The organism is Achromobacter sp. GbtcB20 (genome assembly GCF_019091095.1).
Taxonomy (GTDB): Bacteria; Pseudomonadota; Gammaproteobacteria; order Burkholderiales; family Burkholderiaceae_B; genus Achromobacter; species Achromobacter mucicolens.
The window spans coordinates 152608-166572 of the sequence record NZ_JAGXJZ010000010.1; the positions used below are offsets into that span (position 1 = coordinate 152608).

At 67.9% G+C, this 13965-nt stretch carries 13 protein-coding genes; 7 read left to right on the plus strand and 6 right to left on the minus strand.

Annotation, left to right across the window (positions count from 1 at the left end):
* Positions 1-101: 101 nt before the first annotated feature.
* Positions 102-998, minus strand: coding sequence for an NAD(P)/FAD-dependent oxidoreductase (locus KVT32_RS15255; protein WP_217618457.1), 897 nt, complete (start codon positions 996-998; stop codon positions 102-104).
* Positions 999-1249: 251 nt separating this feature from the next.
* Here KVT32_RS15255 and KVT32_RS15260 point away from each other — a divergent pair, with 251 nt between their 5' ends.
* The 3 genes from KVT32_RS15260 to KVT32_RS15270 all read left to right on the plus strand — a co-directional run bounded on the left by KVT32_RS15260 (position 1250) and on the right by KVT32_RS15270 (position 5145).
* The gene (locus tag KVT32_RS15260) at positions 1250-2071 is read left to right on the plus strand and encodes a glucose 1-dehydrogenase (protein ID WP_217618458.1); all 822 of its coding nucleotides are present in this window, start codon (positions 1250-1252) and stop codon (positions 2069-2071) included.
* Between the two features lie 8 nt (positions 2072-2079).
* Positions 2080-3900, plus strand: coding sequence for a glycoside hydrolase family 15 protein (locus KVT32_RS15265; RefSeq protein ID WP_217618459.1), 1821 nt, complete (start codon positions 2080-2082; stop codon positions 3898-3900).
* Positions 3901-4017: 117 nt separating this feature from the next.
* On the plus strand, positions 4018-5145 hold the full coding sequence (locus KVT32_RS15270; protein ID WP_180099364.1) for an acyl-CoA dehydrogenase family protein: 1128 nt from the start codon (positions 4018-4020) through the stop codon (positions 5143-5145).
* A gap of 26 nt (positions 5146-5171) precedes the next feature.
* On the opposite strand, the gene KVT32_RS15275 is transcribed toward KVT32_RS15270, so the two are convergent.
* The gene (locus tag KVT32_RS15275; protein WP_152384321.1) at positions 5172-5564 is read right to left on the minus strand and encodes a DUF2784 domain-containing protein; all 393 of its coding nucleotides are present in this window, start codon (positions 5562-5564) and stop codon (positions 5172-5174) included.
* A gap of 161 nt (positions 5565-5725) precedes the next feature.
* Between KVT32_RS15275 and KVT32_RS15280 the strand changes: the two genes are divergently transcribed.
* Positions 5726-6106: a nuclear transport factor 2 family protein gene (locus KVT32_RS15280; protein WP_152384322.1), complete on the plus strand. Its 381-nt coding sequence runs from the start codon at positions 5726-5728 to the stop codon at positions 6104-6106.
* Between the two features lie 33 nt (positions 6107-6139).
* Here KVT32_RS15280 and KVT32_RS15285 read toward each other — a convergent pair whose 3' ends face one another.
* The 4 genes from KVT32_RS15285 to KVT32_RS15300 all read right to left on the minus strand — a co-directional run bounded on the left by KVT32_RS15285 (position 6140) and on the right by KVT32_RS15300 (position 8372).
* Entirely contained in the window at positions 6140-6715 is a 576-nt protein-coding gene (locus KVT32_RS15285; protein WP_217618460.1) for a restriction endonuclease, read from the minus strand.
* A gap of 32 nt (positions 6716-6747) precedes the next feature.
* Positions 6748-7005, minus strand: coding sequence for an RNA-binding S4 domain-containing protein (locus KVT32_RS15290; protein ID WP_063953978.1), 258 nt, complete (start codon positions 7003-7005; stop codon positions 6748-6750).
* 23 nt (positions 7006-7028) lie between these two features.
* Complete coding sequence (locus tag KVT32_RS15295) at positions 7029-7757, minus strand: DUF502 domain-containing protein (protein WP_175155397.1); 729 nt, start codon at positions 7755-7757, stop codon at positions 7029-7031.
* A gap of 147 nt (positions 7758-7904) precedes the next feature.
* Positions 7905-8372: a winged helix-turn-helix transcriptional regulator gene (locus tag KVT32_RS15300; protein WP_056317296.1), complete on the minus strand. Its 468-nt coding sequence runs from the start codon at positions 8370-8372 to the stop codon at positions 7905-7907.
* A gap of 135 nt (positions 8373-8507) precedes the next feature.
* Between KVT32_RS15300 and KVT32_RS15305 the strand changes: the two genes are divergently transcribed.
* From KVT32_RS15305 to KVT32_RS15315, 3 genes are all read left to right on the plus strand, one after another.
* The gene (locus KVT32_RS15305) at positions 8508-9809 is read left to right on the plus strand and encodes a D-amino acid dehydrogenase (protein ID WP_152384325.1); all 1302 of its coding nucleotides are present in this window, start codon (positions 8508-8510) and stop codon (positions 9807-9809) included.
* Between the two features lie 130 nt (positions 9810-9939).
* Positions 9940-11085: a DNA repair exonuclease gene (locus KVT32_RS15310; RefSeq protein WP_152384326.1), complete on the plus strand. Its 1146-nt coding sequence runs from the start codon at positions 9940-9942 to the stop codon at positions 11083-11085.
* A complete protein-coding gene (locus KVT32_RS15315; protein ID WP_217618461.1) occupies positions 11082-13739 on the plus strand; it encodes an AAA family ATPase in 2658 nt (885 codons plus the stop codon). Before KVT32_RS15310 ends, KVT32_RS15315 begins: the two co-directional genes overlap by 4 nt.
* Positions 13740-13965 lie beyond the last annotated feature (226 nt).

Sequence of the window (13965 nt, forward strand, 5' to 3'; positions counted from 1 at the left end):
CCTGGATGCATGGTCGGATGAACATGCGGCCCGTGCTCCAGGCGGAGAGCGGGCCGGCAATCCCGCCATTATGCACGGGCCAGGGCCCCGTCTGCATGACGTCATGGCATGACCAGCGAGCGGTGCGCGCACACGCCCGACATGACGCCCGAGGCGCTGGCCAGCGTGGCGTTGGACATCGGGGTCGACGCGTCGCCCGCGGCGAACACGCCGGGCACGGTGGTCTGCTTCATGTCGTCCACGCGAATGACGGGTCCCAACGGCCCCTCGTCGAATTCGCAGCCCAGCTGTGCGGCCAGCGGGCTGGCCATGTGCACGCGGCTGGCGACAAACAGCGCGCGTACCGGCACCTCGCGGCCGTCGGCCAGCACCACGCCCGTCAGGGCTGGCGCGTCGCCCAGCAGCGCCACGACGGGCGTGCGTTCCACGTGGACGCCGCGCGCGGCAAGATGGCGGGCATCCTCGGGCGACGGTTCGAACTGGCCCTGCGTGAAGTAGGTGGTCGGCCCCCAATCGGGCAGCAACATCGCCTGGTGAACCGACATCGGATGCGCGGCCAGCACGCCCAGCGGTTCGCCTGCCACCTCGAAGCCGTGGCAGTACGGGCAGTGCAGCACGGTCTGGCCCCAGCGCGCCTGCAATCCGGGCAGTGGCGGCAGTTCGTCGCGCATGCCGGTCGCCAGGATCAGGCGCGCGCCGCGCACCTGTTCGCCGCCCGCCATGACGACGGCAAAGCCGCCGTCCTGCGCCAGCGCCTGGATCGCCTCGCCGTCCAGGAACGACACCGTCGGATAGCGCGCAAGCTGCGCGCGGGCATTGGCCACGATCTCCTGCGGCGGCACGCCGTCTTGGCCCAGAAATCCGTGCGCGTGCGCGGCGTAGCGGTTGCGGGGCCGGGCGGCATCGACAAGCAGCACCTGCCGGCGCGCTCGCGCCAATTGCATGGCGGCGGACAGGCCGGCAAAGCTGCCGCCGATGATGATGACGTCGTAGTGCATGAAGGATCCTCCGGAACGGGCTGAACTCAGGGGGCTGAGAATTGAGATTTCGATACTTTGAAAGTTGCATGATAGAAGCCGGCGGCTTCTTACGCAACTTATGGTGTTGCATTATTGTGTTTCCGGCCTGAGGAATGGCGCTTGCTGTCCGCCGCTCCGAAGCGGCCGGGTTGCGCCGGCCCCTTGCGCGGGACTACCCTGGATTCCTCTACACCGGCGGCCGGCCCATGCCGACCGCCAAGGAGACTGGCATGCAGCACACGACTGACCTGAACGGCCGCGTGGCCGTGGTGACGGGCGCGTCGTCCGGTATTGGACGCGCCGTGGCAATCGGCCTCGCGCAAGCGGGTGCGCGGGTGGTGGTGAACCACCGGGCTGGCGGCGATTCGCAGGCCCGCGGCGCGGCGGTGGTGGAATCGATTCAGCGCAGCGGCGGCACGGCGGTGGCGGCGGCCGCGGACATCAGCCGCGAAGCCGACGTCGACCATCTGTTCGAGCAGGCGATGCAGCATTTCGGCCGGGTGGACATCCTGGTCAACAACGCGGGCGTTGAGCATCCGTCGCCGATCGCCGACATGACGCTCGCGGACTGGCAGCGGGTGATCGACGTCAATCTGACCGGGCACTTCCTCTGCGCCCGCGCGGCGGCCCGGGCTTTCAAGTCGCAGTCCCCGGATCCTGCCCGCCAGAAGCTGTCCGTGGGCAACATCCTGTTCATCAGTTCGGTCCACGAAGTGATCCCGTGGGCGTTTCAGGTGAACTACGCGGCCTCCAAGGGCGGCATTTCGCTGCTGATGAAATCGCTGGCCCAGGAACTGGCGCCGGACCGGATCCGGGTCAACTCCATTGCGCCCGGCGCCATTCGCACCGCGATCAACCAGCCCGCGTGGGACACGCCGCAGGCGCTGGCCAAGCTGCTGGAGCTCATCCCTTATGGCCGGATCGGCGAGCCCGAGGACATTGCGCAGGCCGCCGTCTGGCTGGCGGGCGATGCGTCGGACTACGTCACCGGCACCACGCTCTTCGTGGATGGCGGCATGACGCTGTATCCCGAATTCCGCGGCGCGGGTTGAGGACCGGCATGTCCAAACCGCTCGAGGATTACGGCCTCATCGGCAACATGCTGTCCGCGGCGCTGGTCGCGCGGGACGGCTCGATCGACTGGTTGTGCCTGCCGCACTTCGATTCGCCCGCGTGCTTTGCCGCGTTGCTGGGCGACCAGAGCCATGGACGCTGGCTCATTGCGCCGCACGGCAAGGTCCGCGCCACGTCGCGCCGCTACGTGCCCGACACGGCGGTGCTGGAAACCCGTTTCGAAACCCGCACGGGATCGGTGCTGGTGCAAGACTTCATGCCGCTCAGCGACGACGACGAGCGGGTGGATGTCGTGCGCATCGTGCGCGGCGAGTCCGGCCATGTGCAGATGGACATGGAGCTGATCCTGCGCTTTAACTACGGCCAGAGCGTGCCGTGGGTGCGGCGGCGCGACTACGGACTCAACGCCATCGCCGGGCCGGACGCCGTCGAGCTGCACACGCCCATCGAGCTGGAAGGCCACGACATGAAGACGACGGCGCGCTTTGCGGTGCATCCCGGGCGCGTCGTGCCGTTCACCCTGTCGTATCACCGCTCGCACCGCACGCCCCGGTTCGTGCCCGACCGGGTCGAAAGCATGGACCGCACCGTCTCGTGGTGGCAGGAGTGGTCCAAGCGCTGCCATTGGGACGGACCGGGCGACGGCACCCGTGACGCGGTGGTGCGCTCGCTGATCACGCTGAAGCTGCTGACATTCCAGCCCACCGGCGGGATCATCGCCGCGCCGACGACCTCGCTGCCCGAACAGCTGGGCGGCGGCCGCAATTGGGATTACCGGCATTGCTGGCTGCGCGACTCGGCGCTGACGCTGTACGCCTTGCTCAACGCCGGGTATCGCGAGGAAGCCGAGGCATGGCGGCAATGGCTGCTGCGCGCAGTGGCCGGGCACCCCGACCAGTTGCAGATCATGTACGGCATCGCCGGCGATCGCTGGCTGCCGGAGCTGGAAATCCCCTGGCTGCCCGGCTACGAGGGCAGCCGGCCCGTGCGCCGGGGCAACGGTGCGGCCGGGCAGAGCCAACTCGACATCTACGGCGAGCTCATCGACACCTTGTATGCGGCCCGCGTCGCCGACCTGGCGCCGCTTGCCGAGGCCTGGCGCCTGCAGAACGTGTTGCTCAAGCCGCTGGAGCAGCGCTGGCGCGAACTGGACCACGGCATCTGGGAGGTGCGGGGCGAACGCCGCGCCTTCACGCATTCGCGGGTGATGTGCTGGGTGGCGTTCGACCGGGCGGTCAAGGCCTGCGAGCGCTGGGGATTGAAGGGGCCGGTGGAAGTCTGGCGCCGGATTCGCGAACGCATCCACAAGGACATCTGCGAAAACGGTTTTGACCGCACGCGCGGCTGCTTCGTGCAGAGCTACGGCTCGCGAGCGCTGGACGCCAGCCTGCTGCTGATCCCGCAGGTGGGCTTTCTGCCGCCCAACGATCCGCGCGTGACCGGCACCGTGCACGCGATCGAGCGCGAGCTCATGCACGGCGGGCTGGTGCGCCGATACGCCGTCCAGGATACCGACGATGGCCTGGAAGGCGAGGAGGGCGTGTTCCTGGCCTGCAGCTTCTGGCTGGCGGATGCTTACGTGATGCAAGGGCGGCTGGGCGATGCGCAGCGGCTTTTCGACCTCCTGCTGTCGCTGCGCAACGACCTGGGGCTGCTGTCCGAGGAATACGACGTGGTGCGGCGCCGGCTGGTGGGCAATTTTCCGCAGGGCTTCTCGCACATCGGGCTGGTGAACACGGCCTACAACCTGAGCCGCGCGATGGGACCGGCGCAGCAGCGCGCGGAACAGGATGCGCCCCGGGCCTAGCCTGCGCCGGTGTATTCTCGCCATCACGCGGCGCGTTCCGTCATGCGCCGCGCGTGCACCCCACAAGAATCGCGCGCCGCGGCTTGCCTGCCGGTTGGCGCAGCAGGAGAGACAAGCATGCTTTTGACCGACGAACAGCAAAGCGTCCAGGAGATGGCGCGCCGGTTTGCCCAGGAGCGCCTGGCGCCCAACGCCGAGCGGTGGGACCGCGAGCATCACTATCCCGCCGATGCCATCGCCGAGATGGCGCAACTGGGCTTTTTCGGCATGCTGGTGCCGGAAGCGTGGGATGGCAACGACAGCGGCTACCTCGCGTACGCGGTGGCGCTGGAGGAAATCGCCGCGGGCAGCGGTGCCTGCTCCACCATCATGAGCGTGCACAACTCGGTCGGCTGCATGCCCATTCTGAAGTTCGGCAATGACGAACAGAAGGCGCAGTTCCTGCGTCCGCTGGCGCGCGGCGAACACATCGGCGCGTTCGCGCTGACCGAGCCGCAGGCCGGGTCCGACGCCAGCAGCCTGCATACCCGCGCGCGGCGCGACGGCGGCGACTACATCCTGAATGGCGCCAAGCAGTTCATCACGTCGGGCCGCAACGGGCAGACCGTCATCGTGTTCGCGGTCACCGACCCGGACGCGGGCAAGCGCGGCATCTCCGCGTTCATCGTGCCCACCAGCACGCCCGGCTACAAAGTGCTGCGGGTGGAAGACAAGCTCGGGCAGCACGCCTCCGACACCTGCCAGATTGCCTTTGAGGACATGCGCATTCCGGCCGCCTGGCGGCTGGGCGAGGAAGGCGAGGGCTACAAGATCGCCCTGTCCAACCTGGAGGGCGGCCGCATCGGCATCGCGGCGCAATCGGTCGGCATGGCGCGCGCCGCCTTCGAATGCGCGCGCGACTACGCCCGCGACCGCCAGGCCTTCGGCAAACCGATCATCGAACACCAGGCCGTGTCGTTCCGGCTGGCGGACATGGCGACCCAGATACACGCCGCGCGCCAGATGGTGCTGCACGCCGCGACCTTGCGCGAAGCGGGCCGGCCGGCGCTGACCGAGGCCTCCATGGCCAAGCTGTTTGCGTCCGAGATGGCCGAGAAGGTCTGCTCGGCGGCGATCCAGACGCTGGGCGGCTATGGCTACCTGAAGGATTTTCCCGTCGAGCGCATCTATCGCGACGTGCGCGTCTGCCAGATCTACGAAGGCACCAGCGACATCCAGCGCCTGGTGATCGCGCGTAGTCTGTAGCCCCACGGGAAGCGCCGCGGCGTCCCTTATCTGCAAGCCGCCGCGGCCTCACGGCGCGCGCCGGCCCGGCGCCGCGCCCACACGGTGTAGATGACAAGGTTGCCCACGATGAGCAGCGCCGCCAGCAGCATTTGCGTGGGGCGGGTGATGCCTTCGGGGTAGATGATGCCGAGGATGTAGTGTTCGATGAAGCCGCCCGCGTAGCCTTCCTGGCCGGCCCGCTCGCGCAGCGACACCTCCAGCGGCGTCAGCGGGCAGATCCAGCCCATGCCGATCACCAGCGCGCCCCAGGCCAGCGCCGGCAGATGCCAGAACGCCATGCGCGGTCTCCACAACGCCAAGAGGCCGCCAAAGACCACGAACGCGACGAACAGTCCATGGATGACCAGCACAAGGTCGGCAAGGAGGCGATAAGTCATCTCGGAAATCACAGGTGGGGTTGCGCCGCAAACAGGCGGCAGGTGAATTAAAGCGCATGCGCGCGGGGCGCGCGTACGGCAATGGCAACAAGGCAAAACGCCTGATGACCGAATAGAATGCGGGCGTGTTGTCATCCCAAGATCAGCCCGGAACCCACGCCATGCACGCTTCGATCACCGCCGCAATTCAGGCCGCCGAGGAACGGCTGCGCCAAGCCATGCTGTCCTCGGACATCGCCGCGCTCGAGGCGCTGCTGGACCCGGATCTGCTGTTCGTCAATCACATGGGCTGGACGGTCACGCGCGAAGACGACCTGGACGCCCACCGCGGCGGACTGCTCAAGATTCATGCGTTGGACCTGTCCGAGCAGTGCATCCTGCCGCGGACCGATTGCGCGGTGGTGTCGGTGCTGGCCCGCATCTCGGGCAGCTACAACGGCGTGCCGGCCAACGGCACGTTCCGTTTCATGCGGACCTGGACGCCCGATTCTGCGTCGGGCGCGTGGCGCGTCGTGGCGGCCACGTCGGTCATGGTGGTGTAGGCCGCGCCGGGCGGCATTCTGGTTTTCAGGCTTTCAGACTTTCAGGTCGCGCAGCAGCTTGGACAGTTCCGGCGCCGTCATAAGCGAGACTCCCTGCGCCTTCGCGTACTGCAGCGCGTTGTCGGATACGTCGCCCAGCGCGATGTAGATGGCTTCGCGGGCGCAGCGCTTTTCGCGCACGGCCTGCAGCTCGCGCAGCGGCTCCACGCCATTCCTGGCGGCCTTCCAGCGTTTGGCGCTGACAATCGCCACGTGGCCGTCCTTGGTCAGCGCGAAATCGGCGCCGGGCGTCTGCAGGCGCTCGACCTCGCAGCCGTCGCGCCGGAAGCCGGCTTCAACGGTCCGCGAAAAGTCGGCCCACGACATCGCGGCCACCGCTTCGGTGACCGCCTGCACGCGCGCGCCGGACGGGGCGCGCAGTTGCTTGTAGGCCGCCATCAGGGAAATCACGGCGAACGGCACCGCGGCAAAGACGCCCATCGCGGCATACTCCAGCGGCAGCGCGGCAAAGCCGCCGGCGCTGAGCAGCACGGCCACGCCGGCGCTCATCCACCACGGCGAGCGCAGCAGCACGGCAAAAATGGAGTTCTGGGACATCTTGAGTTTCATGACGGCTCGCGGCGAATGGGATCAACAGGGAATCAGGCGCTGCCGCCGGCGTCGTCATGCGGGCCGGCAAAGGCACGGACCACGATGCGCACGCCGCCGCAGGTCACGATCTGGCCATCGCGGATCTTGGCCGTCTTGCGTGTTTCGACCACGCCGCCGACGCTGACCTGGCCGTCCGCCACCAGCATCTTGCCGGCGCCGCCGCTGTCGCACAGGCCGGTCGCCTTCAGCAGCTGGTTGATCTCGATATAGGGGCTGCCTTCGGCGAGCGTGAATTCGATGATGGACATGATGAGCTTTCGAAACGGCGGGGTCAGGCCGGGCCGTTGCCGGGGGTGCCGGGATTGGCCGGGGCGGCGGGGTTGGCTGGCGAAGTCGCGGCCGAGGCGGCCGGGACAGCGGCGGGGTCCTCCGCGGGCGCCTGCGGGCTGGCGGGAGGCACGGGGCGGTTGTTGCCGGTTTCGGCGCGCGCCATCCAGGCGATCAGCGACGAGCGCATGGCTTCCTCGACGGACATCTGGATGGGCTGCACCCATTCCTGCGGCACGAAGACGGTGTAGCCGCCGATCATGTAACCCATCGGCAGGTAGACCGCGACGCGGTCGCCCTGGGTGAACCCTTCGGGCAGGCCGTCCGTGCCGCGGCGGGTCACCAGGCCCACCAACTCCAGTTGCTGGCCCGGGATGCGCAGGACGACGACCTGCTGGGCGGTGTTCTTGGAACTGGGCGAAAAGTAGTCGGCAAAGCTCTTGAGCGACGAATAGATGCTCTTGACCACCGGCAGGTTGGTAAACGGCATCTCGACCAGCGTCAAAACGCGCTGCACGCGCTGCTTGGACACGAGATAGCCGATGGCCAGGATGCCCAGGATCCCCAGCGCCAGACCCATGCCCGGCACGTAGAAGCCGCCGATGAAGGGGCGCAGGAAGGTCAGCGCCACGCCTTCAGTCCAGGCCAGAAAGAGATACAGCAGGTAGATCGTCAGCGCCAGCGGCAGGACGGTGATCAGGCCGCGAAAGAAGTATTTATAAAGACGGGTCATAGGCAAGAGCAAAAATAGGGTCGGACGAACGCATTGGTTCGCCGGGAGGGCCGCAGCATAGCAGCCGCCAACGGTTTTTTCGGTAACAACCCCGCGGCCGCAGGTGGCCAGGGCAGGGCGCATCCCATCTTTTAGTGTGAACAGGCCCTAACGGTCCACCGGCAGAAAGAGCGTCTCCTTGATTTCCTCCATCACGATGTAGCTGTGCGATTCGGCGGAGGCGGGCAGGCGCTTGAGGATTTCGCCCAAAAGACGGCGGTACTCGTTCATTTCGGTCAGGCGGGCCTTGACCAGATAGTCGAAGTCCCCCGACACCAGGTGGCACTCCATGACTTCCGGGACGTACAGCAACTCTTTCTTGACCTTGTCGAAGACGTCGCCCGATTTGGCCGACAGCTTGATTTCCAGGAAGACGAGCAGGTTCTTGCCCAGCGCCGCCGGATTGACGCGCGCATGGTAACCCGTGATGACGCCCTCGCGCTCCATGCGCTTGACGCGGTCGGAGCAGGGGGTGGCCGACAGGCTGACGCGCTCTGCCAATTCGGTGACCGAAATCCGGCCTTCGCGCTGCAGGATATCGAGGATTTTGAGGTCGATTCGGTCGAGGTCGCGCATTTCACTTTTGCGGATCAAAAAAACGGGGTGGCCCGAGAAAAAGCACTGGTAAAGCAAAATCTTCAGTGTTTTTCACTGCCGAAGGGGTCATAGACTACCGAAATTCCCAGACAATACCAACTATCGGAAAGAATCATGCATGTGATCGTCCTTGGCAGCGGCGTCATCGGCACCACCACTGCCTATTACCTGGCCCGGCAGGGCGCCAAAGTGACCGTGCTGGACCGCCAGCCCGCGGCTGCGCAGGAAACCAGCTACGCCAATGCCGGACAGGTCTCGCCCGGCTATTCCACCCCGTGGGCGGCGCCCGGCATTCCGCTCAAGGCGATCAAATGGCTGTTTCAAAAGCACGCGCCCTTGGCGATCCGCCTGGACGGCAGCCTGTACCAGCTGAAATGGATGGCCGCCATGCTGGCCAACTGCTCGGCCGACCGTTATGCCGTCAACAAGGAACGCATGCTGCGCCTGTCCGAGTACAGCCGCGACTGCCTGCGCGAACTGCGCGCTTCCACCGGCATCCACTATGAAGAACGCGCCCGGGGCACGCTGCAGCTGTTTCGCACCGATGCCCAGATGGAGGCCGCGCGCCGCGACATCGCCGTGCTCGAAGAGGTGGGTGTCCCCTACGAACTCCTGGACCGTCACCGCCTCGTGACCGCCGAACCCGCGCTGGCCAATTCCGCCCACAAGCTTTCCGGCGGTCTGCGCCTGCCCAACGACGAAACCGGCGACTGCCAGCTCTTTACCCGCCGGCTGGCCGACATGGCGGCCGAACTGGGCGTGGATTTCCGCTTTGGCCAAAGCGTCACGGGGCTGAACACGGCCGGCGGCCAGATCACCGGCGTGCGCGTGGGCAACGAGGTCCTGACGGCCGACCGCTACGTGGCGGCCTTCGGCAGCTACACCCGCGGTTTCCTGGAACCCCTGGGACTGGACCTGCCGGTGTATCCGGTCAAGGGCTATTCGCTGACCATCCCCATGAAGGACGAGGCCGCCGCGCCGGTGTCCACCGTTCTGGACGAAACCTACAAGGTCGCCGTCACGCGCTTTGACCAGCGGATCCGCGTGGGCGGCATGGCGGAACTGTCGGGCTTTGACCTGCGCCTGAAGGACGCCCGCCGCAAGACGCTGGAACTGGTCGTCAACGACCTGTTCCCGGGTAGCGGTCACGTCGCCCAGGCCGAATTCTGGACGGGCCTGCGTCCCATGACGCCGGACAGCACGCCGGTTGTCGGCGCCACGCGCTACGGCAACCTCTATCTGAACACGGGCCACGGCACCCTGGGTTGGACCATGGCTTGCGGTTCCGGCAAGCTGGTCGCCGACCTCGTCATGGGCCAGCGTCCCGCGATCAGCACCGACGGGCTTGGCCTGTCGCGCTACGACCGGCGCGCCGCTTCCCGTCAGGAACTGGTGCTGAACGGCAAGGGCGCCTGATCCGTCCACCGCGCCGCTGCCGGCGCACCCCCCGACGGGCCGCTTCGATGCGGCCCGCGTCTTTTTGTGTGTGCTGAATTGAGCACGGCGAGGGCCCGGAAGGCCCGCCGCTTTATGCCAAAATCGCCGCATGACCCATTTCCTTCACACTGCCGACTGGCAGATCGGCCGTCAGTACGGCCAGTTTGAAACCGACGATGCCGCCATGCTGGCCGAGGCCCGCTTCGAGGCCGTGGCCCGCATCGCCACCCTGGCCGCCGAGCGCCGCGTGGACGCCGTGCTGGTCGCCGGAGACGTCTTCGACACGCAAGCCGTTTCGGATCGCACCATCCGCCGGCTTTTTGCCGCCATGTCCGCCTACACCGGGCCCTGGGTCATGATCGCCGGCAACCACGATGCCGCGCTGGCCGACAGCGTCTGGAGCCGCGCCATGCAGCTGGGCTGCATTCCCGCCCACGTGCATGTCCCGCTTGTCACCGGCGTGGTGGATCTGCCGCAGGCCAACCTCGCCGTGCTTGCGGCCCCGCTCACGCAGCGCCATACCTACGACGACGTCACGCAGGCCTTCGACACGCTGGAAACGCCAGCCGGGCGCATCCGCGTGGGCCTGGCGCACGGCAGCGTTGCCGGCCGCCTGCCCGACACGATCGACGCCACCAACCCCATCGCGCCCGATCGCGCGGACCGCGCCAGTCTGGATTACCTGGCGCTGGGCGATTGGCACGGCTGCCTGTCCATCGACGCCCGCACCTGGTATGCCGGCACGCCCGAACAGGACCGCTTCCGGGGCAACGAGCCTGGCTACGTGCTTGACGTGCAGATCGGCGCGCCCGGCATGGCGCCCGTGGTTGAACGCATCGCGACGGGCCGGTATCGCTGGTCAGCCTGGACAGAGACGCTCAGCCTATCGTCAGACGCGCAGGCGCTGGCCGAGCGCATGGCAGCGCTGCGCGCCGATGATGTGTTGCGCCTGGATGTGCAGGGCCACGTCAACCTTGAAACCTGGGATGCGCTGCAAAAGGCGGTGGGAGAAGCCGCCGCGCAGGTACGGGCCTTACTGCCGGATCTGTCGGGCGTGCGGCTCGAACCCGACGAGGCCGACCTGGCGCAATTGCGCGCCAGCGGCTATGTGGGCGAGGTCGCCGCGCAACTGCAGGCGCTGCAGGCAACGCAGGCAACGCATGCCGAAGACGACCAGTCCGCTGTGGCCAGCGAGGCTTTGCGCCTGCTGCTGCGCTTCCAGCGTGAAACCGCTGCGCCGGGAGCCGCCAAATGAAGATCTCCCGCATCGCCCTCGAAGAATTCCGCAAGTTCCGCCAGCCGTTGTCGCTGGACAATCTGCAAGACGGCCTGAACCTCTTTGTCGGTCCCAACGAGGCCGGCAAGAGCACGATCGCCGCCGCCATCCGTGCCGCGTTCCTTGAACGCTACAGCACCAGCAAGGTCGCCGACCTGGCGCCGCACGGCGAGTCGGGCGCGCGCCCCAGCGTGGAGCTGGCCTTCACGCACGCGGATCACTCGTACGTCCTGAAAAAGCAGTTCCTGTCCAAGGCCCGCTGCGAACTCGTCGTCGACGACGGCGCGCAGCGGCTGGACGGCGAAGAGGCCGAAAACGCGCTGGCGGTCTTGCTGGGCTTTGAGCTCCCCGGACGCGGCCAAAGCAAACCCGACCTGGCCGGCGTACCGGGCCTGCTCTGGATACGCCAGGGCGACGGCCAGAACCTGCACGAAGCCGCGGGCTACGCCGGCTCGCATCTGCGCGATGCCTTGACGCAGCTCTCCGGCGAGCTGGCGTCCAGCGACGGCGATCGCCTGTTCGACCGCGTCTCGGCTGAGCGCGCCGCGTTGCTGGACGCGCGCAACGGCCGGCCCAAGGGCAGCTACAAGGAAGCCGAAGACGCGCTTGCCCGCGCCATGTCCGAGCGCGACGCGTGCGCGCAGGCCATGGCGCAACTGAACGCCGACGTCGACCGCCTGGCCGAGTTGCGGCGGGATCATGAACGCGCGCAGGCCGAGCAGCCCTGGAAGGATTTCGAGACCAAGGCCGTGCAGGCCCGCGCGCGGCTGGCCGCGCTGGCCAAGGAACGTGAAGCCTTCGACGGGCTGCAACGCGAGCAGGCGCAGGCAGCACAGACACTTGCGCTGCTGCAGGATCAGGTCCGGCGCGATCAGCAGGACGAAGCCGACTACCAGTTGCTGCTGCGCGATGCGCGCGCCGCGCACGCGCATGTGCAGGCAATGCAGGAGCCGCTGGTGCGCGCCCAGCAGCAGCGGCAGTCGCATGCGGCCGCCCTCGAGGCCGCGCGCCGTCGCGTGGCGCAGCTTCAGGCGCAAGCCGACCGCCGGGATCTGGACCGCCAGCTGGCGCAGCTCACGCCCGAGATCGAACGCCTGGACACCGCCCTGATCGCGGTCACCCACCTCATCGAACAAGGATCCGCGCTCAAGACCGAGGCCGTGCGCCTGGAGATCTCCGACGCCGAAATCGAAGCCCTGCGCAAGGCCAGCCGCGAACTGGGCAATCTGCAATTGCAGCAACAGGCCGTGGCCACCCGCCTGCGCTACCGACTCGATGCCGGCGCGCAAGCCTTGCTCGATGGCAAGGCGGTCAGCGGCTCGGGAGAGGTCCTGCTGACGGCCGCGGCTGAACTCGACCTGCCCGGCGTGGGCCGCCTGCAGATCGAACCCGGCGGGCAGGATCTGCCGGCCCTGCAGCGCGACCTGGCGCGCGCGGAGTCGGCATGTGCCGCGTTGCTCAAGCGGGCTGGCGTCGATACCCTTACTGACGCCGAGCAACGCCACGCCCGCTACACCGCGTTGCAGCGCGAGCTGGACGGCATGCGCAAAACCCTGGGCATTCATGCGCCGCGCGGCGTGGATGCGCTGCGCACGCAGCGCGACGAAGCGCGGGCGCGTCTTGCCCAGTTGCAGGAAAGGCTGTCCAAACTGCCCCCCGCGCAGGACCTGAGCGACGATGTGCCCGGTGATGTCGCGGACGCAGACGACGACGGCCTGCCGGACGCCATCCAGGCCCTGCGCGAAGCCGAAGCGGTGGCCGCCCAGGCAGAAAAGGCGGTTGCCGATGCGCAGCGCGCGCTGGACGCCGACACGGCCCGCGCCCAGTTGCTGGAAGGGCAGGCGGCAGCCCGGGGCGCCGAATTGCAGTCCGCTGAACGCGTGGCCCAACGGCAGGCGCGCGCCGGCCGGCTCGCTGAAGTGCGCAGCGCCCACGACCAGCTCGACGCCCGTGTGCGCGAGGCCCGGGCCGCGCTGGCCGAACACCGGCCCGAACTGGCCGAGCAGGACGTGCAGCGGTTCGAGAAATCCGCCGCCATCGAACGCGATGCGCAGCACAAGCGCCACGGCGACATCCTGCAGCTGCAGGGCAAGCTGGATCAGGCCGGGGCGCAGGGGCTGGGCGAACGCCTGTCCGAAATGCAGGCGGCCTGCGAACGCCTGCAACGGCGCCGCGACGAGTTCGCGCGGCGCGCCGCCGCGCTGGACCTGCTGCAAAAGCTGCTGGCCGACAAACGCGCAGCGGCCACGCAGCGCCTGCAGGCGCCGCTCGCCCGGCGGCTCAACCACTATCTGGCGCTGCTCTTTCCCGATGCCGCGCTGCGACTGGACGATGCGCTGCTGCCCACGGCGCTGCGCCGCGGCGACGGCGAGGATCTGCTGGAGGCGCTCAGCTTCGGCACGCGCGAGCAACTTGGCATCCTGGCGCGCTTTGCCTACGCGGATCTGCTGCGCGAGGCCGGCCGGCCCACGCTGCTGCTGCTGGACGATGCCCTGGTGCACACCGATGACGCGCGTCGCGACTTCATGAAACGGGCGCTCTTTGACGCCGCCACGCGGCACCAGATCCTCATGTTCACCTGCCACGGCGAGGCATGGCGGGACATGGGCGTGGAGCAGCGCCGGATCGGATAGCGGCGGGGCGCGTTGGCGTTGATTCCGACGCCAACGCCAACGCCAACGCTTGACGCTTGACGCTTGACGCTTCGGCCCGCGGCCGGTAGTCTGCCCCGATGCCAGATCACACGCCTCTCGCCATGCTTGCCTGCGCCGTCCGCGCCGGTCTTGCCTGCGCGCGCGTGCCGGCTTTCTTCTCTGCCGGTTCTCCGCCGGCAGTCTCTCCTGTCAAGAACGCGGCGCC